Consider the following 18,513-nt stretch of genomic DNA (forward strand, 5'->3'; position numbering starts at 1 on the left):
ATGACGTCTCCGCCAGCCCGGCGGCCTGCCATAACATCGCTTGCCCCCGCCGGTCCTGCCTGTGCTGACCGGGCCGACCCATGGACTTGCCGGAAACCATCCCCGCCCCCCTCGCCCGCGCGCACGGCCTGGCCTGGCTGCGGGCGCTGCCGGGCCGGCGTGCGGTGCGCGAATGGCTGCTGTGGGGGCTGCTGTGGTTGGTACTGCTGGCCTATGCCGCGCACGCGATCCGGGCCGCGCGCGAGGCGCTGGTCCAGCGCGACCTGGAACGCCTGCAGAACCAGGCCGAGGCCGTGGAGCTGAACCTGGTGCGCCAGCTGCAGGGCGTCAGCGACGCGCTGGCCAGCGTGCGCTACCTGCTGTTCTCGGGCGACCTGTCCGCCGCATCCCCCGGCCACCCCGTATCGCCGCAGCTGCGCCTGCTGGCCAGCGCCATGCCCGGCGTGGGCGTGCTGCAGGTGCTCGACCCACAGGGCCGGGTCGTGGCCGCCAGCCGGCCCGGCCTCGTGGGCCAGGACTTCCAGCTGCGTTCCTACTTCCAGCTCGCCCGCAACGACCCCGACGGCGCCGGGCTGTACGTATCGCCACCGTTCGTGGGCGTGTCCGGCCGCGTCGCCACCGTGTTCGCCCGCAACATGCGCGGCGACGATGGCCGGGCCGCCGGCGTGGTCACGGCCTCGCTGGACGCGGAGTACTTCGAGCTGGTGCTGCGCGCGGCGCTGTACGCCGGCGACGCCCGCGCCACCGTGGTGCACGGCGGCGGGCAGATCATCGTCAGCTCGCCGATAGAGTCCTCGCGCCCGGGCTTCAACCTGAACCAGCCCGGCTCGCTGTTCGAGCGGCACCTGCGCAGCGGCCAGGCCACGACCGTGCAGCAAGGCCCGCTGGCCGACGGCGGCGGGCCGCGCCTGGTGGCCATGCGCACGATCCACGCCCCCGGGCTGCGGCTGAACCAGCCGCTGGTGGTGCGCATGAGCCGCAGCGCCGACGCGGTGCTGGCGCCCTGGCGCGCCCAGACGCGCCACGAGATCCTGCTGCTGCTGGCCGCCATGGCCGCCAGCGGCGCCTGGCTGCGCTGGCACCAGCGCCGCCGCAGCCTCCAGGAGCGGATGGAGCGCGCCGCCGCCCAGGCCGAACGCCGCAGCGCGCGGCAGCTGGAATTCGGACTGCGCGGCGCCGACCTCGGCCTGTGGGAGTGGGACCTGGCCGGCGACACCGTCACCGTGAACGCGCGCGACATGGAGATGCTGGGCCTGACGCCCACCAGCCAGCCGATGCAGACCTCGTTCTGGCGCACCCTGGTGCACCCGGACGACATGCCGGCCCTGCAACAGGCCGCCCGGGCCCTCCTGCGCGGCGAGACGCCCAGCTACCGGATCGAGCACCGCCGCAAGCACCGGGACGGCCACTGGATCTGGGTGCTGAGCAACGCCATGGTGATGGAGCGCGACGCCCGCGGCCGGCCGCTGCGCGTGGTCGGCACCCACCTGGACATCACCGAGCGCAAGCGCTCGCAGCTCGAACTGGAGCGCATGAACGCGCAGCTCGCCACGCTCTCGCTGACCGACGAGCTGACCGGCGTCGCCAACCGGCGGCAGTTCGACCTGACGCTGGCCGCCGAATGGTCGCGCGGGCTGCGCCAGTGCCATCCGCTGGCCCTGCTGATGATCGACGTGGACCATTTCAAGGCCTACAACGACGCCCTGGGCCATCCCCAGGGCGACGCCTGCCTGCGGGCGGTCGCGCAGGCGCTGTCGTCCTGCCTGCGCCAGCCGGTGGAGCAGCTGGCGCGCTACGGCGGCGAGGAGTTCGCCGTGCTGCTGGTCGAGGCCGACGCGCAGGCCGGCGCCTGCGTGGCGCAGCGCTGCCTGGAGGCGGTCGCCGCCGCGGCCCTGCCGCATCCGGACGCGCCCTCGGGCCCGTACGTCACGGTCAGCATCGGCGTGGCCAGTGTGGCGCCGCACGGCGGCCTGGCACCGGGACGGCTGGTGCAGGCCGCCGACGCCGCGCTGTACCGCGCCAAGCAGCAGGGCCGCGCCCGCTGCGTGGTCGCCAGCGACGCCGACCTGCTGCCGGAAGCACGCCCCACCGGCCTGCAGCCGCAGGCGCTCTGAGGTACCCGCCCGCCGCCCCCGCGCATGCACATCGCCCGACCGTCCGAGATGAGCCCGGCCCTGTCGGTCTACCTGGACCTGCTGCGCTTCCTGGCCGCGGCGGCGGTGTTCCTGCTGCACGCCGGCTTCCACCGCATCTCGGGCGGGCTGCCGGGGCTGTGGCACCTGTCGGTGTTCGGCGACGACGCGGTAATGCTGTTCTTCGTGCTGTCCGGCTTCGTGATCGCGCACGTCGCCGCGCGCGGCGAGAACCGGCCCGCCCCCTACCTGGCGGCCCGGCTGGCGCGGCTGTGGTCGGTCTGCGTGCCGGCACTGGCACTGACCGCCGCGCTGGACGCCGTGGGCATGCGGCTGGCACCGCAGCTCTATGCGTTCGAGCTGTACGAGTACAGCCACCCGGCCGCGCGCCTGGCGGCCTGCCTGCTGTTCCTGCACGAGTTGTGGTTCTGGTCGATCCAGCCCTTCACCAACACGCCGTACTGGTCGATCGGCTACGAGTTCTGGTACTACCTGCTGTTCGCGGCCGCCCTGTTCACGCGCGGCCGCCGGCGCGTCGCCGCCGTCGCGCTGGTGGCGCTCGCCATGGGCCCCAAGATCGCGCTGCTGCTGCCCGTGTGGCTCGGCGGCGTGTGGGCCTGCCGCACGCCGCTGGCCGACCGCCTGCCCCGCCCCGCGGCCGTCGCGCTGTGCACGGCCACGCTCGCGCTGTACCTGGCCTACCGCTTCTCGCTGCTGCAGGAAACGCTGGACGCGCTGACGCTGCAATGGATCGGCCCCGTCTGGCTGGCGCGGCTGGGCTTCTCGCAGCACTTCCTCGCGAACTACCTGGTCGGCACGCTGGTCACGCTGCACTTCGTCGGCGCGCGGCGGCTGCTGCGCGATGCCGCCGCGCCGCCGGCGGCGCTGGAGCGGCCGATCCGCTGGCTGGCCGGGCTCACCTTCGCGCTGTACCTGTTCCACCAGCCGCTGCTGCAGTTCTTCGGGGCGCTGGCCGACGGGCTGGGGCTGGTGGAGCAGCGGCGCCTGCTGGTCGTGCTGGGGCCGCTGCCGGTGGTGGCGCTGCTGGGCCCGCTGGCCGAGCGCGGCAAGGCGCCGCTCCGGCGCTGGCTGATGCGGATGGCCGGGCGGTGAGCGCGGCGGCGGCCTGGAGGCGGCCAGGCCACCGCGCGCTGCGGCGCGGGGCACCCACTCCCGGCTGCCCCGGCCCGCGCCGCCGCGCCTTCACGAATGCCGCGGTCTCTTGCCCGAGAAAGCGGCCGCGCGGCACATGTGCGCCTGCGGCGCCCCCCGTTCCCAGCATGGCGCCGGCCGGTCCGGACGCGGATGCGGAATGCCGCGGCCATCGATGCGCGCGATCACAGTGTTCCAGCTGCGCACGCCGTCGCGGTCCAGCTCCAGGCGCAGCAGCCAGCCGGTGTTGTTGTCCGCGTCGCTGAACCCGTCGAACACGAAATTGCCGAGGCTGTAGACGATGGGCTTGCCGCGATAGGTCTCGACGTCCTGCGTCACGTGCGGATGGCTGCCGATCACGGCGTCGGCACCGGCATCGATCATCAGGCGCGCGAGCGTGCGCTGGCGCGCATCGGCCAGCGGCGCATGCTCGATGCCCCAGTGCATGAAGGGAATCACCAGGTCGGCGCGATGCACCGTGCGCGCCGCGGCGATGTCGCGGCGCACCTGCTCGTCCTCGCTCCAGGCCACGCCCGGCTTGTCGGTGTCGGCCTCGAAACTGCGCGGAAAGAATTCGTCGTAGCCCAGCAGGGCGATGCGCAAGCCCTTGCGCTCGACGATCAGCGGCGCATGCGCCTCGGCCAGGTCGTGCCCGCCGCCGAACACGCCGATCCCGGCCCGGCCCAGCAGGCCGAGCATCTGGCCGAAGGCCCGCGGCCCGTAGTCGCCGCTGTGGTTGTTGGCCAGGCTGACGGCATCCAGGTGGCGCTTGAGCACCGCCACGGAACGCGGATGGGCGCGGAACGTCCACGGCTTGTCCGCCTCCGCCCGGCCCGTGCTGGCGACGACGCATTCGAGGTTGGCCACGCGCACGTCGGCCGCGGCCAGGATGGCGCCGAACGGACCGAGCGGATCGTGTCCGCGCGCGATCGCCCTGCCCGGGCCGCCGGCCAGCATCACGTCGCCGACGATGGCCAAGGAAACCGGCGCCGGCGCCCCATCCTGCGCGCCCGCGCCAGCGCCTGGCAGCGCGAACGCGGCGCCCAGTGCGAACGCCAGCCGCGCCGCCATGGTCCTGAGCGACGCCGGCATCTCGATGGTGGGGTGGCGCCGCATGCTCACTCCTCGCGCAGCGCGCAGTCGTAGCTGAACTCGCGCCCCAGGCGCGGTTCGTACAGGTAGACGGTGCCGGTCAGGCTGGCCGGCCCGGCACCGCGGTGCGGCTGCGGCGCCAGATACTTGGCCTCGTGCAGCAGGCGTACGCCTTGCGCATGGCCGTCGGCCGCGTTTCCGGCGTCGTAGTACGTGTAGAGCTTGATGTACCCGATGCGGCGGTCGTCGCCGACCACGACCGCCTTGAAGCGGAAACGGTTCACGCGCAGCGCGGCCACGCGGTAGGGATCGGTCGTCGGCGCGGTCCGCGTGTCGGTGACGGTATCGCCCTGCTCCAGGTGGCAATGCAACAGCGGCGCCGCGGCGGCGTCGATGCCGCTGCCCAGCGCCAGCAGGGCCGGCAGCAGGCTGCTGCCCAGCAGCGTCTTGCGAAGAGAAGAAGCCATGGCGCCCTTTGCATCGCCTGGCCGGCCCATTCCGGGCCGAGAACCAGCTGGCGCAAATGCTAGCGCCATCGCCGCTTGCCAGGGTGGACGGCAGGCCGCGCGCCCTTGCAGGGGCGAAGAAGCCAGCAGCCCGCAGAGCGCGTCAGCGGTCCGGGCCATGGCAGCCCGTGCCTTGCGAGCCACGCCCTCGCCGCTCCCATCGAGGCCTTGCCGCGGAAGTGCCGATGGCAGCCATCAGCCGTGGACGCGCATGGATGCGGTGACGCCCTGGCGCTTGCGAAAGAGCGCCCCGCACCGATGCCGGCGTTGTTCACGCCCAGCTCTCCACCACCCCGGCGTCCGAGAACGCCGCCCAACGCGCCGGCCACGAGAGCGTTCAGCGGACACTCAAGGTGGAGCACTGCCGCTGCCTACACCTTCCATGCGGCCGGTTTGCGCAAGCACGAATGCCTGGACGCGATCGAGTGACTGCACGATGTGCGAACGAGGCGGCACGCCCTCGAATGCACCGACCGGCCCCAGGCAGATCAACGGCTTCGCGAAGCGCATGGCCAGCCGGATCTCGTCCAGCGTCCCTCTTCCCCCGGGCAGTGCGATGACGACGTCACTGGTGAGCACGTTCACATGGTTGCGGTTCAATGCATCGTCGGACGCGCCCACTTCCTTGCGTGGCAATGGCGTCACGATGGGCAGATCGACAAACGGATTGGGATAGCCGGCGACCGGCACGAACCCACGCGACGCGTGGGCTTCGCTCGGCACGATCCCGATCGAGCGGCCACGCCGCCCCGGTGTCGACGCGAATGCACGCGCCACCGACACCATCACGCCCTGCCCAGCCCCCGTCAGCAGGTCGAAGCCATGGCTGGCGATCCACGTGCCGAGCGGCGTGGCCCATTCCGGCCACTCGTCCTTGCCCGAACCCATCACACCGATGATCGCCATGTCGTCCTCCCTCGTCGGCCACGCGAAGCGCGCCGCGTGTCGCCAGATTCATCGCTCATTCGCCACGGCACGCCCCCTGCGGGCATGCGACACCGCGAACACTGCCCGGGGCATTGGCCAGGGACATGGGACTCCGGGTCGAGGCCTTCCTCCGCGAGCCATCCAGTATCGCGCGCAGCGCCGCAGGCGCGAAGGCGGGAAAGACGGGGGGATCGAGGTCGCGCGGTCGTAGCGGCACAGACGGCACGGGGCGCGGCCCGAAAGCCCGGCGGCGCATCGCGCCGGCACGTCCAGGCCGGTCTCTTCAGGAGGATCCGGCAATCCTGAGCGCCTGGAGTACGCAGCTCGTCCGCGATGGCCGTGGGGCGGCGGCGCGCGGACGCGCGCCAGGTCTTCCGCCGAGTCGGCGGCGCAGCCTTGGCGCCGGAAGGAATGGTCGCATCCGCCTACCGGCTGGCCGAGTCTCATGGGACATCCATGCGCATTTCCCACGGAACACCAGCACCGTCCAGGCCAACGGGAAACACGCCAGCCGCAACATTGCTGCCGGTGATGTGCAATATCACTGACGTTCCATTGACTGATATTGCCTATCCGCGAATGATCGCGGCCCAGGCACGGACGCCCTTCGCACGGAGCGCCGCGCCCCGCCAAGCACGGCGCACACGTGCGCCGGCCACCACGACCACGACAGGAGACGCCCCCATGCATGAATGCCCCGTCACCGTCTTTCCACCGCAGATCCGGTGGGAGACCGATGGCACCAGCCGCATCCCGTTCCAGGCCTACACCGACGAGGCCCTGTACCGCAAGGAACTGGACCGCTTCTTCTACCAGGGCCACTGGTGCTACGTCGGCCTGGAAGCGGAGATCCCGAACCCCGGCGACTTCAAGCGCACCGTGGTCGGCGAGCGCTCGGTGCTGATGGTGCGCGACAAGGACGGCTCGATCCATGTGGTGGAGAACGTCTGCGCGCACCGCGGCATGGCCTTCTGCCGCGAGCGCCACGGCAACCGCGAGAGCCTGACCTGCCCCTACCACCAGTGGAACTACACGCTGTCCGGCGACCTGCAGGGCGTGCCGTTCCGCCGCGGCGTCAAGCAGGACGGCAAGGTCAACGGCGGCATGCCCAAGGACTTCAATCCCGCCGACCACGGCCTGACCAAGCTCAAGGTGGCCACGCGCGGCGGCGTCGTGTTCGCTGCGTTCGACCACGGCGTGGAACCGCTGGAGGACTTCCTGGGCCCGGTGATCCTCGGCTACTTCGACCGCCTGTTCGACGGCCGCCGGCTGCGCATCCTCGGCTACAACCGCCAGCGCATCCCGGGCAACTGGAAGCTGATGCAGGAGAACATCAAGGACCCCTACCACCCGGGCCTGCTGCACACCTGGTTCGTCACCTTCGGGCTCTGGCGCGCCGACAACAAGTCGCAGCTGTTCATGGACGCCCGCCACCGCCACGCGGCCATGGTCTCCGCGCGCGGCAGCGCCGGCAAGTCCGAGCAGGTCACGCAGGTCTCCAGCTTCAAGGACAGCATGCAGCTGCACGACGCGCGCTTCCTCGACATCGTCCACGAGGACTGGTGGGGCACGCCGACGGCCGTGATGATGACCGTGTTCCCCAGCGTGATCTTCCAGCAGCAGGTCAACAGCGTGTCCACGCGCCACATCCAGCCCGACGGCCACGGCGCCTTCGACTTCGTCTGGACGCACTTCGGCTTCGAGGACGACAGCGAGGAGATGACGCGGCGCCGGCTGCGGCAGGCCAACCTGTTCGGCCCGGCCGGCTTCGTCTCGGCCGACGACGGCGAGGCGATCGAGTGGTCGCAGGAAGGCTTCGAGACCAAGCCCTGCCACCGCACGCTGGCCGAGCTGGGCGGGCGCGAGGTCGGCGACACCGACCACATGGTGACGGAGACGCTGATCCGCGGCATGTACGAATACTGGCGCACCACGATGGAGGCCTGACCATGGACGCGCAGGACTACTTCGAACTGACCCAGCTGTACGCCCGCTACGCCAGCGCGCTGGACGCGGCCGACTGGGACGCCTGGCCCGAGTTCTTCCTCGACGCCTGCATCTACAAGCTGCAGCCGCGCGAGAACCACGAGCGCGGCTTCCCGCTGGCCACGCTCTCCTTCGAGAGCAAGGGCATGCTGAAGGACCGCGTCTACGGCATCCGCGAGACGCTGTTCCACGATCCCTACTACCAGCGCCACGTAGTCGGCGCGCCGCTGGTCCACCAGGTCGACGCCGACGGGCGCATCCACGCCGAGGCCAACTACGCCGTGTTCCGCACCCGGCTGTCACGGGAGTCGACGGTGTTCAACGTCGGCCGCAGCATCGACGAGGTCGTGCGCACGCCGCAGGGCCTGAAATTCGCCTCGCGCCTGGTCGTCTACGACAGCGAGATGATCCCCAACTCGCTGATCTACCCGATCTGAGGACGCCGCCATGAGCACCCAATGGATCGACGCGGCCGCCGAGGGCGACGTGCCGCAGGACGACGTGATCGGCCTGGCCGTCGCCGGGCGTGACATCGCGCTGTACGGCGTGGACGGCAGCGTCTTCGCCACCGACAACGTCTGCACGCACGGCCATGCGCGGCTGTGCGACGGCTTCCTGGAAGGGCACGAGATCGAATGCCCGCTGCACCAGGGCAAGTTCGACGTGCGCACCGGCCAGCCGACCTGCGCGCCGGTGACCGAGGCGCTGCGCAGCTACCCCGTGAAGATCGAGGGCGGCCGCGTCTGGCTGGCCCTCGACTGAAGCGGCCCACCCTCCAGGAGTCCACCATGACTGTCGAGCGACCAGAGGTCGCGGACGGCGCGCGCGCGCCCGCGAGCATCGTGATCGTCGGCGCCGGCCAGGCCGGCGGCTGGGCCGCCCAGACGCTGCGCAAGGAAGGATTCGCCGGGCGCATCGTGCTGATCGGCGAAGAGGCGCACCGGCCCTACGAGCGCCCGCCGCTGTCCAAGGCCGTGCTGGCCGGCGCGGCGCAGCACGAGAGCACGCGGCTGATGCCGCCCGAGGCCTTCGACGCGCTGGCGCTGGAGTGGCGGCCCGGCACGCAGGCCAGCCGCATCGACCGCACCAGCAAGCAGGTGCTGCTGGCCGACGGCACGGCGGTGGCCTACGACAAGCTGATCCTGTGCACCGGCGGCCGCGCCCGCACGCTCGCCCTGCCGGGCAGCGAGACGGTGGCGCTGCACACCCTGCGCACCATCGACGACGCGCTGCGCCTGGCCCCGGCCCTGGCGCCGGGCCGCAGCGTGGTGGTGGTCGGCGGCGGCTGGATCGGCCTGGAGGTGGCCGCCACGGCGCGCCAGCTGGGCGCCGAGGTGGTGGTGCTCGAGACGCAGGAGCGCCTGTGCGAGCGCAGCGTGCCGCCGCAAGTGTCCGAGCACCTGCTGGCGCTGCACCGCGCCCAGGGCACGCGCGTGCTGCTCGGCGCGCAGGTCCGCGGCTTCGCCCGGCAGGCCGACGGCCGCCCGCAGGTGCAACTGGCCGATGGCAGCGCGCTCGCGTGCGACGCCATCGTGCTCGGCGTCGGCCTGGTGCCGAACGACGAACTGGCGCGCGCGGCCGGCCTGGCCTGCGACGGCGGCGTGCTGGTCGACGCCGGCTGCCGCAGCTCGGACCCGGACATCCTGGCGGCCGGGGACGTCGCCGTGGCGGCCAACCCCTGGGCCGGCCGCCGGCTGCGGCTGGAATCCTGGCAGAACGCGCAGGAGCAGGGCATCGCCGCCGCGCGCTCGGCGCTGGGCCTGCCGGTCGACTACCAGCCGCTGCCCTGGTTCTGGTCCGACCAGCACGGCATGAACCTGCAGATCTACGGCATCCCCACGTCGGCGCACCGCGTCGTGCGCCGCGGCGACGCGGCATCCGGCAGCTTCGTGCTGTTCTTCCTGGCCGGCGACGTGGTGCAGGCGGCGCTCGGCCCGAACGCGGCCCGCGACCTGCGCTTCGCGCGGCGGCTGATCGAGCAGCGCAAGCCCGTGGACGCCGAACGCCTGGCCGACCCAGGCACCCCGATGTCCAGGCTCTGACGGCCCGGCGCCCCGACAACGACAAGACGGAGACAACCCCATGCGACAGATCGACATCCACCAGCTCGCGGACGACGCGCGCTTCAACCGCTTCCACGGCCTGGTGCTGCTGTGGTGCGCCCTGATCATCATCTTCGACGGCTACGACCTCGCGGTCGTGGGCATCGCGCTGCCTTCGATCATGAAGGACATGCAGGTCGATCCGACGCAGGCCGGCTTCATGGTCAGCTCGGCGCTGTTCGGCATGATGTTCGGCGCCATCTCGCTCGGCACCATCGCCGACCGCATCGGGCGGCGCTGGGCCATCGTGCTGTGCATCGCGCTGTTCAGCCTGTTCACCGCGGCCGCGGGCCTGACCCGCGACCCGGTGCTGTTCGGCGTGTCGCGCTTCCTCGCCGGTCTGGGCATCGGCGGCGTCATGCCGAACGTGGTGGCCCACATGACGGAGTACGCGCCCCGCAGGATGCGGGCCACGCTGGTGACGCTGATGTTCAGCGGCTATGCGGTCGGCGGCATCGTGGCGGCGCTGCTCGGCAAGGGGCTGATCGAGAGCTATGGCTGGCAGTCCGTGTTCTTCGCGGCGGCGGCGCCGGTGCTGCTGATCCCGCTGATCCTCAAGTCGCTGCCAGAATCGATGCCGTTCCTGCTCGCCAAGGGCCGGCACGAGGAGCTGCGCCACATCGCCGCCCGCATCGACCCGGACCATCCGCCGCAGCCCGGCGACCGGTTCACCGTGCCGGCGCACGACAAGGCCGACGGCGCGCCCGTGCGCCACCTGTTCACCGACGGGCGCGGCTTCAGCACCATCATGTTCTGGATCGCCTTCTTCATGTGCCTGTTCATGGTCTACGCGCTCAGCTCCTGGCTGACCAAGCTGATGGCCGGCGCCGGCTACAGCCTGGGCTCGGCGCTGACCTTCGTGCTGGTGCTGAACGCCGGCGCCATCGTCGGCTCCGTCGGCGGCGGCTGGCTGGCCGACCGCTTCCACATCAAGTACGTGCTGGCCGCGATGTACGCGCTGGCGGCGGTGTCGATCAGCCTGCTGGGCGTGCCCATGCCGCAGGAACTGCTATTCATCGTGGTCGCGCTGGCCGGCGCCTCGACCATCGGCACGCAGATCGTGGCCAACGCCTACACCGGGCAGTTCTATCCGATGGCCATCCGCTCCACCGGCCTGGGCTTCGCGCTCGGCATCGGGCGCAGCGGCGCCATCCTGGCGCCGATCCTGATCGGCGTGCTGGTCGGCTTGCAGCTGCCGCTGCAGCAGAACTTCCTCGCCATCGGTATCCCGGGCCTGGTCGGCATGCTGGCCGTGCTGCTGATCGACCACGGCCGCTCGGCGTCGCACCAGCATGCCGCCCCGGCGGCCGAAGCCGCCAAGCCCGCGCCGGCCACGGCCGCGCGCGCCTGAACACCCCCTCCCCACCCCACGAAGGACATCCCATGACCGCCGCCACCTACCTCTGGACCCCGCCGCCCGTCTACTCGCTGCCCGTGCGCGGCCGCAGCGAGCGCCTGCCGATCCACCGCCTGTTCTTCGTCGGCCGCAACTACCACGCCCATGCCGTCGAGATGGGGCGCCCCGTCGACAAGTCGGCCGAAGTGCCGTTCTACTTCACCAAGGCGCCGTCGACGCTGGTCGAATCCGGCGCCACCGTGGCCTACCCGCCGGGCACGGCCGACTACCAGCACGAGATGGAGCTGGTGCTCGCCATCGGCGCGCCGGGCTTTCGCGTGAGCGAAGCCGACGCGCCCGGCCTCATCTACGGCTACGCCTGCGGCCTGGACATGACGCGCCGCGACCTGCAGCTCGCGGCGCGCGAGAAAGGCCGCCCCTGGGACCTGGGCAAGGACGTCGAGCAGTCGTCCGTCGTCTCCGAGATCGTGCCGATGCCGCAGGCCGTGCTGAGCCAGGGCGCGCTGTCGATGGCGGTCAACGGCACGGTGCGCCAGCAGTCCGACCTGTCCAAGCTGATCTGGAACATCCCGGAGCTGATCGCGGACCTGTCCAGGTACTACCACCTGCAGCCCGGCGACCTGGTCTTCACCGGCACGCCCGAAGGCGTGGGCCCGGTGCAGGCCGGCGACCGCATCGAAGGCCGCATTGAAGGCGTCGGCACGATCGCCCTGGACATCGGCCCCGCCGAATGACGGCGCGACAGACGACGGAGAGCCCGCCATGACCATCGACCTGACGCCCTCCCCCGTGCGGCTGCACGCCACCGCCGCGCCGGGACAGCCCGAGCCCACGCCCGCGCTGGAGCAGCTGTACCGCGGCTTCGAGCAGGAGCTGCTGGTGCCGCTGTGGACCGAGATCGGCGACCTGATGCCGCTGCATCCGAAGTCCAAGGCCGTGCCCCACCTCTGGCGCTGGGAGCGGCTGAAGGCGCTGGCCGCGCAGGCCGGCGAGATCGTGCCCGTGGGCCGCGGCGGCGAGCGCCGCGCCATCGCGCTGGCCAACCCCACGCTGGGCGGCCGGCCCTTCGCCACGCCCACGCTGTGGGCCGCCATCCAGTACCTGATGCCGGGCGAGGACGCCCCCGAGCACCGCCACACGCAGCACGCCTTCCGCTTCGTGGTGGAGGGCGAGGGTGTATGGACGGTGGTCAACGGCGACGCCGTGCGCATGTCGCGCGGCGACTTCCTGCCGCAGGCGGGCTGGAACTGGCATGCCCACCACAACGCCGCCACCGAGCCGATGGCCTGGATCGACGGCCTGGACATTCCGTTCTCGTACTACGCCGAGAGCCAGTTCTTTGAGGCCGGGCGCGAGAAGATCTCGTCCGCCGAGCGCAGCACGGCGCAGCGGTCGTACTCCGAACGGCTGTGGGGCCACCCCGGCCTGCGCCCGGTTTCCAGCACGCAGGCCCAGCCCGCCACGCCGTTGCTGGCGTACCGGTGGGCCGACACCGACCGCGCACTGGCCGACCAGCTGGCGCTGGAAGCCGAAGGCCAGCCCGGCACGCTGAGCCCCGGACATGCGGCCGTGCGCTTCACCAACCCGACTACCGGCGGCGACGTGCTGCCGACGATGCGCACCGAGATGCACCGCGTGCGCCCGGGCGCCACGACGCTGGTGCAGCGCGAAGTCGGCTCCTCCGTGTTCCAGGTGTTCGACGGCAGCGGCACCGTCACCGTGGGCGAGCGCACCTGGCAGGTGGCACGGGGCGACCTGTTCGTCGTGCCGTCGTGGCAGCCGTTCTCGGCCCGGGCCGGGGCGGACGGCCCGCTCGACCTGTTCCGCTTCGGCGACGCGCCGATCTTCGAGGCCCTGCACGCCCACCGCACCCAGGTCACCCGCTGAGCGGGCCGCTGGCAGCGGGGTGTGCCCCGCTTCATCCGCCCGTCCACAGGCCGACTGCGCCCGACCCATCAAGAAAGCCCACGCCATGTCCTCCGCCATTCGCTCGCCTCTCGTCCGACCACCGGCAGCCGGCCTCCGCGCCCGGGTCCTTCCGCTGTGCGCCCTGGTTCTCGCCGGCGCGACATGCCTGCCCGGCGCCCTGGCGCAGACCTTTCCCGCCAAGCCGGTGCGCTCGGTGGCCCCGTACTCCCCCGGCAGCGGCCCCGACGCCGTGATGCGCATCCTGGGGGAGCGCCTGTCGCGCACCTGGGGCCAGCAGCTGGTCATCGACAACAAGCCGGGGGCCAACGGCTTCATCGCCATCGGAGATGCCAAGCGCGCAGCGCCGGACGGCTACACCGTGCTGCAGCTGGACAACACGCACATGGCCCTGCAGCCGCACGTGTTCAAGCAGCTGCCCTACGACCCGGCGAAGGACTTCGAGCCGGTCGCACCGGTCTATTTCACGAACTTCTTCATCGTCGTAGCCGCCGATTCACCCTGGAAGGACGTGGGCGACCTGGTCAAGGCGGCGAAGGCCGCGCCTGGCGATGTCACGTACGGCTCCTGGGGCATCGGCAGCGTGGCCCACGTCGGCGCGGCGATGTTCGAGGCCGCGACCGACACGAAGATGGTGCACGTCCCGTTCAAGGACATGGGCAATGTCTACACGTCCATCGCCACGGGCGACATCAAGTGGGCGTTCGGCACGGCGGCGACCGCCGGCCCGATGTACCAGGCGAAGAAGGTGAAGTTCCTGGCGCTCGCGGCACCCCGGCGCCTGCCGGGCTATGCCGACGTGCCGACCGTCGGCGAGGCGGGCGGCCCCGCCGGATTCGAGGTGAAGACCTGGGTCGGCCTGTTCGCCCCGGCAGGCACGGCGAAGGCTGTGGTCGACAAGATCAACGCCGACGTCGGCCAGGTGCTGGCGACCGCCGAGGTCAGGGAGCGCCTGGCGACCTTCGGCTTCGAGCCCTACATCGGGCCGCCGGCCGAACTCACGAAGGCCATCGAACGCGATTCGCGCACGTTCGGCGAAGTCGTCAAGCGCGCCAGGATCTCTCTGGACTGACCATGAAGCTCTACACCTTCTTCCGCAGCGGCACCTCGCACCGTCTGCGCATCGCCCTGAACCTCAAGGGCCTCGCCTACGAGCAGGTCGCGGTCGACCTGCGGCGCGAAGAGCATCTCGCCGCGGCCTTCAAGGCCATCAACCCACAGCAGTTCGTGCCGGTGCTGCAGACGGAGGGCGGCGTCATGACGCAGTCGCCAGCGATCATCGAGTGGCTGGAAGAGCGCCATCCGGATCCGCCGCTGCTGCCGGCCGACGCAGGCGACCGTGCCCGAGTCCGTGCGCTCGCGGCGATCGTGGGCTGCGACATCCACCCGGTGAACAACCGGCGCATCCTGGAAGCGCTGCGCCACCGCTTCGGGGCCGACGATGCCGCGGTCGCCGACTGGTGCGGCACCTGGATCAGCGCCGGGTTCGACGCCATCGAGGCCCTGCTGGCGGCAGACCGGCAACGCGGCGACTTCTGCTTCGGCCACGGCCCCACGCTGGCCGACGTCTACCTGGTGCCGCAGGTCGAGAGCGCGCGGCGCTTCGCGGTCGACCTCGCGCGCTGGCCATGCGTGCAGGCGGTCGACCGGGCCTGCGCGCAGCTGCCGGCGTTCCGCGAGGCGGCGCCGGCCGCGCAGCCCGACGCGGCCTGAGCCAGCGTGGACGGGCTACTGCGGCCCCTGCGCGGCGTCGGAGCCGAACAGCTCGAAGACCACGCGGCGCAGCCACTGGTTGAACGGCTCGCGGTGCACCTTGGCATGCCAGAAGACGTTGATCGGCGCCTCGGGCAGCTTCACCGGATGGGCGCGCAGCGCCAGCCCGAACGGCTCGACCAGCTCGTCGGCCAGCCGCTCGGGCACCGTGGCGACCAGGCCGGTGCGCTGCAGGATGTGGCCGACGCCCACGAAGTGCGGCACCGTCAGCCGCACCAGGCGCTCGATGCCGGCCTTGCGGATCAGCTCGTCGACCTTGCCGTGGCCGGTGCCGGCCGCCACGATCACCAGGTGCTCGGCCGCCGTGTAGTCGGCCAGCGTCACGCGCGGCCGCTCCAGCGCGTGCCCGCGCCGGAACAGGCAGACGTAGCGCTGGCGGAACAGCCGCCGCTGGAAGAAGCCGGCCTTCAGGTGCGGCAGCAGCCCGATCGCCAGGTCGACCTTGCCGGACTCCATGTCGTCGCGCAGGTTGACCGCGGTGTTGCGCACGGTGTTGAGCGTGACGCCCGGCGCCTCGTGGCCCAGGCGCTCGATCAGCGCGGGCAGGAACACGATCTCGCCGATGTCGGTCATGCCGATGGTCACGGTGCGCCTGACGCTGGCCGGATCGAACTCGACGCGCTGGTTCAACCCGCTGTGGATCATGCTCAGCGCGTAGCCGATCGGCTCGCCGAGCTGCTCGGCGAACGGCGTCGGCACCATGCCCGAGGCCGTGCGCAGGAACAGCTCGTCGCCGAAGATCCGGCGCAGCTTGGCCAGCGCATTGCTCACCCCGGGCTGCGTGAGCCCCATGTTCTCCGCCACCTTGGACACGCGGCGCTCGACCATGAGCTGCTGGAACAGGACCAGAAGGTTCAGGTCGATGTCGGACAGTTCCATCGCGTGGCATCCTCCCTCGTGAAAAGGCCCGTCCCGGGCCTGCCGGTGGACGATTCTCCAGCAACCGTCCGGCCGCCCGTGGGCGGCGGCACCATGCCATGGACATCCTCGTTCAGCCGCTCAACCGCGTGATCCGCGTGGCGCCCGGCGCCAACCTGCTCGAAGCCCTGCGCGCGGCCCAGGTGCCGATGTCGTACTCCTGCCTGTCCGGGCGCTGCGGCACCTGCCGCTGCCGCGTGCTGGCCGGCGACGTGCTCGACGGCGGGCGGGCCCAGCAGCGCCCGCTGGACGGCATGGACGGCGCGCTGCTGGCGTGCCAGACCTACCTGACCGGGCCCTGCACGATCGAGGTCCCCGCGCCGCAGGAGGCGGTGGTGCACCGGGCATGCATCGTCAAGGCCAGGGTCGCGGCCATCGAACCGCTGGCGCGGGACGTGCGCCGCCTGCTGCTCCGGCCCGCCAAGCCGCTGGCGTTCTCGCCGGGCCAGTACGCCCAGCTCACCTTCGCGCCCGGGCTCTCGCGCCCGTACTCGATGGCCAGCCTGCCCGGGCAGGAACTGCTGGAGTTCCACGTACAGCTGATGCCCAGGGGCCGCACCAGCGCCCACATCGCCGGCCGCCTGCGGGTGGGCGACGCCGTCCGGGTCAGCGGCCCGCTCGGCGCGGCCTACCTGCGCCCCCGGCACGCGGGGCCGTTGCTGTGCGTGGCCGGCGGCACCGGGCTCGCGCCCATCCTCTGCGTGATCCGCGGCGCCGTGGCGGCCGGCATGCGCAACCCGATCCACCTGTATGTCGGCGTGCGGTCGCCGGGCGATCTGTACGGCCTGGACTGGATCGAACAGTTGCGCCGCGATCATCCGGCCCTGGTGGCGCACATCGTCGTCGCATCGGGCGCGAATCCCGCCACCCAGCGCCGCGGCCTCGTGACGCAGGCCATCGCCCAGGACATCGCCAGCCTGCACGGCTGGCGCGCCTACCTGCGCGGCACGCCGCCGATGGTCGAGACCACCACGCTGGTCGCCCTGGGCAAGGGCATCGACCCGATGCATGTCCACGCGGATGCGTTCTACATGCAGGGCAACTGAGGAATGCCGGCGCCCAGGCCGCAGGCTACCGGCCGACACGGGCCTCGATGCGCCGGTTGCGTGCCTGGCCCTCGGGCGCGCTGCTGTCGGCGACCGGGCGATCGGGGCCCCGGTCCGAGGCGCTGAACGCTCCAGGTGAAGCGAGACCGACAGCCTCGCCTTGAGGACGCTCTTCACGGATTGCTTGGGTCTGTGCTGAAGCGACGGAGCCACCCAATGTGGGCGGTTGCGCGCTGGCGCAATGCCCTGCCATCGCTCGCAGGCGTCCGCAGATCTTCCGAGCGCCGCGATACAGGCCTTGGCCGGCCCTTCATGCCCCGGCCAGGCGCACCTGGGCCATCAGCACGGCCTGGCCATCCACAGATTGCTCAAGGCGGCTAGCGTCTCGGGCTGCGCCATGTTCTTGGCCTCCCTCGTTGGCCAACGCGAAGCGCGCCGCGTGTCGCCAGATTCATCGCTCATTCGCCACGGCACGCTCCATGTGAGCACACGACGCCGCGAACGCTGCCGGGGGCATTGGCCAAGGACATGGGACTCCGGGTCGAGGCCTCCGTACAAGAGCCATCCAGTATTGCGCGCTGCGCCGCCGGTGCGAAGGCGTGAGAGATGGAGGGATCGAGGTCGCGCGGCCGTGACGGCAAAGACGGCATCGGATGCAGCCCGAAAACCCGGCGACGCATCGCGCCGACACGCCCAGGCTGGTCTCTTCAGGAGGATTCGGCAATCCTGAGCGTCTGAATCAGAAGGTGGTACAGACTGTCCACGGCCTTGGAGCCGCGTGACGCACGGCTGCGGTACACCGACACTTCCATGGGTTCCAGCGGCCCCAGCCCATGCACGCTGCCCAAGATTTCCAGATGCGACGGCGCGCTGCACCGGGTCAGAACCGCAACGGCCAATCCGCTCTCGACAGCTGCAATCTGGCCCGCCAGGCTGGAGCTGTTGTAGACCACCTTGTACCGACGCCCCTGCAAGCCCAATGAATTGATCGCGCTGCGCCTTGCCAGACTGGTGCGTTCATAGACCGCGATAGGCAAAGGATCACGCCGCCACGCGTCGAACTGCGGCGAGCCCACCCACACCATCGGTTCGTGGAACAACAAGGTGCCGCGTCGGGCGTGGTCGCGCGAGATCAGCGCCAAATCCAGGTCGCCACTCTCGACGCGCGGAATCAGGGATGTCGATTGCTCGCAGTTCAGCTCGATCTCCACGTTGCCGTATCTCGGGGCGAAGCGCTTGAGAACGGGCGTCAGGTAGCTCGCGGCGTAGTCGTCTGGAACCCCCAGGCGAACGCGGCCCGTCAACTCCTCGCCGTGGAAAGCCACCTGCACCTCCGCATGCAGATCGAGTATCCGTCGGGCGTAACCCAGCAGGACTTGCCCGTCAGGCGTGAGTTGGTGCTGCCGTGGGCCGCGCACCAAAAGTTGCCGCCCCACGGCAGCCTCCAGTTTCTTGAGCTGCATGCTCACGGCCGATTGCGAGCGATGCAGTTCCGGCGCGGCGCCGGACAACGAACCCGCGTCCACGACCGTGACAAAGCATTTGAGCCAATCGACTTGCAGGTCTGGGCTGTGCATGACGCTTCCGTGATATTCG

General features: G+C 71.2%; 17 protein-coding genes. 12 read left to right on the forward strand and 5 right to left on the reverse strand.

Going from position 1 to position 18,513, the window contains the following annotated elements:
- Window positions 1-80: 80 nt before the first annotated feature.
- Together QM782_RS01935 and QM782_RS01940 are read left to right on the forward strand one after the other, a co-directional pair.
- Window positions 81-2,114: a diguanylate cyclase domain-containing protein gene (locus tag QM782_RS01935; protein ID WP_415201257.1), complete on the forward strand. Its 2,034-nt coding sequence runs from the start codon at window positions 81-83 to the stop codon at window positions 2,112-2,114.
- A 24-nt stretch (window positions 2,115-2,138) separates the two neighbouring features.
- Window positions 2,139-3,245 carry an acyltransferase family protein gene (locus QM782_RS01940; RefSeq protein WP_415201258.1) on the forward strand — a complete coding sequence of 369 codons (1,107 nt, stop codon included), beginning with the start codon at window positions 2,139-2,141 and terminating at the stop codon, window positions 3,243-3,245.
- A gap of 90 nt (window positions 3,246-3,335) precedes the next feature.
- Here the strand turns inward: QM782_RS01940 and QM782_RS01945 are convergent, their stop codons facing one another.
- The 3 genes from QM782_RS01945 to QM782_RS01955 all read right to left on the reverse strand — a co-directional run bounded on the left by QM782_RS01945 (window position 3,336) and on the right by QM782_RS01955 (window position 5,788).
- Complete coding sequence (locus QM782_RS01945) at window positions 3,336-4,355, reverse strand: CapA family protein (RefSeq protein ID WP_415205565.1); 1,020 nt, start codon at window positions 4,353-4,355, stop codon at window positions 3,336-3,338.
- 47 nt (window positions 4,356-4,402) lie between these two features.
- A complete protein-coding gene (locus QM782_RS01950) occupies window positions 4,403-4,843 on the reverse strand; it encodes a hypothetical protein (RefSeq protein ID WP_415201259.1) in 441 nt (146 codons plus the stop codon).
- 387 nt (window positions 4,844-5,230) lie between these two features.
- Complete coding sequence (locus QM782_RS01955; RefSeq protein ID WP_415201260.1) at window positions 5,231-5,788, reverse strand: DNA-binding protein; 558 nt, start codon at window positions 5,786-5,788, stop codon at window positions 5,231-5,233.
- A 705-nt stretch (window positions 5,789-6,493) separates the two neighbouring features.
- Between QM782_RS01955 and QM782_RS01960 the strand changes: the two genes are divergently transcribed.
- From QM782_RS01960 to maiA, 9 genes are all read left to right on the forward strand, one after another.
- Complete coding sequence (locus tag QM782_RS01960; RefSeq protein WP_415201261.1) at window positions 6,494-7,756, forward strand: aromatic ring-hydroxylating dioxygenase subunit alpha; 1,263 nt, start codon at window positions 6,494-6,496, stop codon at window positions 7,754-7,756.
- A 2-nt stretch (window positions 7,757-7,758) separates the two neighbouring features.
- Window positions 7,759-8,232, forward strand: a complete 474-nt coding sequence (locus tag QM782_RS01965; RefSeq protein ID WP_415201262.1) for an aromatic-ring-hydroxylating dioxygenase subunit beta — start codon at window positions 7,759-7,761, stop codon at window positions 8,230-8,232.
- A gap of 10 nt (window positions 8,233-8,242) precedes the next feature.
- On the forward strand, window positions 8,243-8,557 hold the full coding sequence (locus QM782_RS01970; protein ID WP_415201263.1) for a non-heme iron oxygenase ferredoxin subunit: 315 nt from the start codon (window positions 8,243-8,245) through the stop codon (window positions 8,555-8,557).
- A gap of 26 nt (window positions 8,558-8,583) precedes the next feature.
- The gene (locus tag QM782_RS01975; protein WP_415201264.1) at window positions 8,584-9,837 is read left to right on the forward strand and encodes an NAD(P)/FAD-dependent oxidoreductase; all 1,254 of its coding nucleotides are present in this window, start codon (window positions 8,584-8,586) and stop codon (window positions 9,835-9,837) included.
- A 40-nt stretch (window positions 9,838-9,877) separates the two neighbouring features.
- Window positions 9,878-11,248 carry an MFS transporter gene (locus QM782_RS01980; RefSeq protein WP_415201265.1) on the forward strand — a complete coding sequence of 457 codons (1,371 nt, stop codon included), beginning with the start codon at window positions 9,878-9,880 and terminating at the stop codon, window positions 11,246-11,248.
- Window positions 11,249-11,280: 32 nt separating this feature from the next.
- Window positions 11,281-11,988: a fumarylacetoacetate hydrolase family protein gene (locus QM782_RS01985; protein ID WP_415201266.1), complete on the forward strand. Its 708-nt coding sequence runs from the start codon at window positions 11,281-11,283 to the stop codon at window positions 11,986-11,988.
- Between the two features lie 28 nt (window positions 11,989-12,016).
- Window positions 12,017-13,141 (forward strand): cupin domain-containing protein, encoded by a 1,125-nt coding sequence (locus QM782_RS01990; protein WP_415201267.1) that lies wholly within the window; start codon window positions 12,017-12,019, stop codon window positions 13,139-13,141.
- A gap of 226 nt (window positions 13,142-13,367) precedes the next feature.
- Window positions 13,368-14,252 (forward strand): Bug family tripartite tricarboxylate transporter substrate binding protein, encoded by an 885-nt coding sequence (locus tag QM782_RS01995; RefSeq protein WP_415201268.1) that lies wholly within the window; start codon window positions 13,368-13,370, stop codon window positions 14,250-14,252.
- Window positions 14,253-14,254: 2 nt separating this feature from the next.
- Window positions 14,255-14,893, forward strand: a complete 639-nt coding sequence (maiA, locus tag QM782_RS02000) for a maleylacetoacetate isomerase (protein WP_415201269.1) — start codon at window positions 14,255-14,257, stop codon at window positions 14,891-14,893.
- Between the two features lie 15 nt (window positions 14,894-14,908).
- Here the strand turns inward: maiA and QM782_RS02005 are convergent, their stop codons facing one another.
- Complete coding sequence (locus QM782_RS02005) at window positions 14,909-15,832, reverse strand: LysR family transcriptional regulator (RefSeq protein ID WP_415201270.1); 924 nt, start codon at window positions 15,830-15,832, stop codon at window positions 14,909-14,911.
- A 98-nt stretch (window positions 15,833-15,930) separates the two neighbouring features.
- Between QM782_RS02005 and QM782_RS02010 the strand changes: the two genes are divergently transcribed.
- A complete protein-coding gene (locus QM782_RS02010; RefSeq protein WP_415201271.1) occupies window positions 15,931-16,917 on the forward strand; it encodes a 2Fe-2S iron-sulfur cluster-binding protein in 987 nt (328 codons plus the stop codon).
- 707 nt (window positions 16,918-17,624) lie between these two features.
- Here QM782_RS02010 and QM782_RS02015 read toward each other — a convergent pair.
- On the reverse strand, window positions 17,625-18,494 hold the full coding sequence (locus tag QM782_RS02015) for a LysR family transcriptional regulator (RefSeq protein WP_415201272.1): 870 nt from the start codon (window positions 18,492-18,494) through the stop codon (window positions 17,625-17,627).
- Between the last annotated feature and the right edge of the window lie 19 nt (window positions 18,495-18,513).

Source organism: Pseudorhodoferax sp., from assembly GCF_047601025.1.
Lineage (GTDB): Bacteria > Pseudomonadota > Gammaproteobacteria > Burkholderiales > Burkholderiaceae_C > Pseudorhodoferax.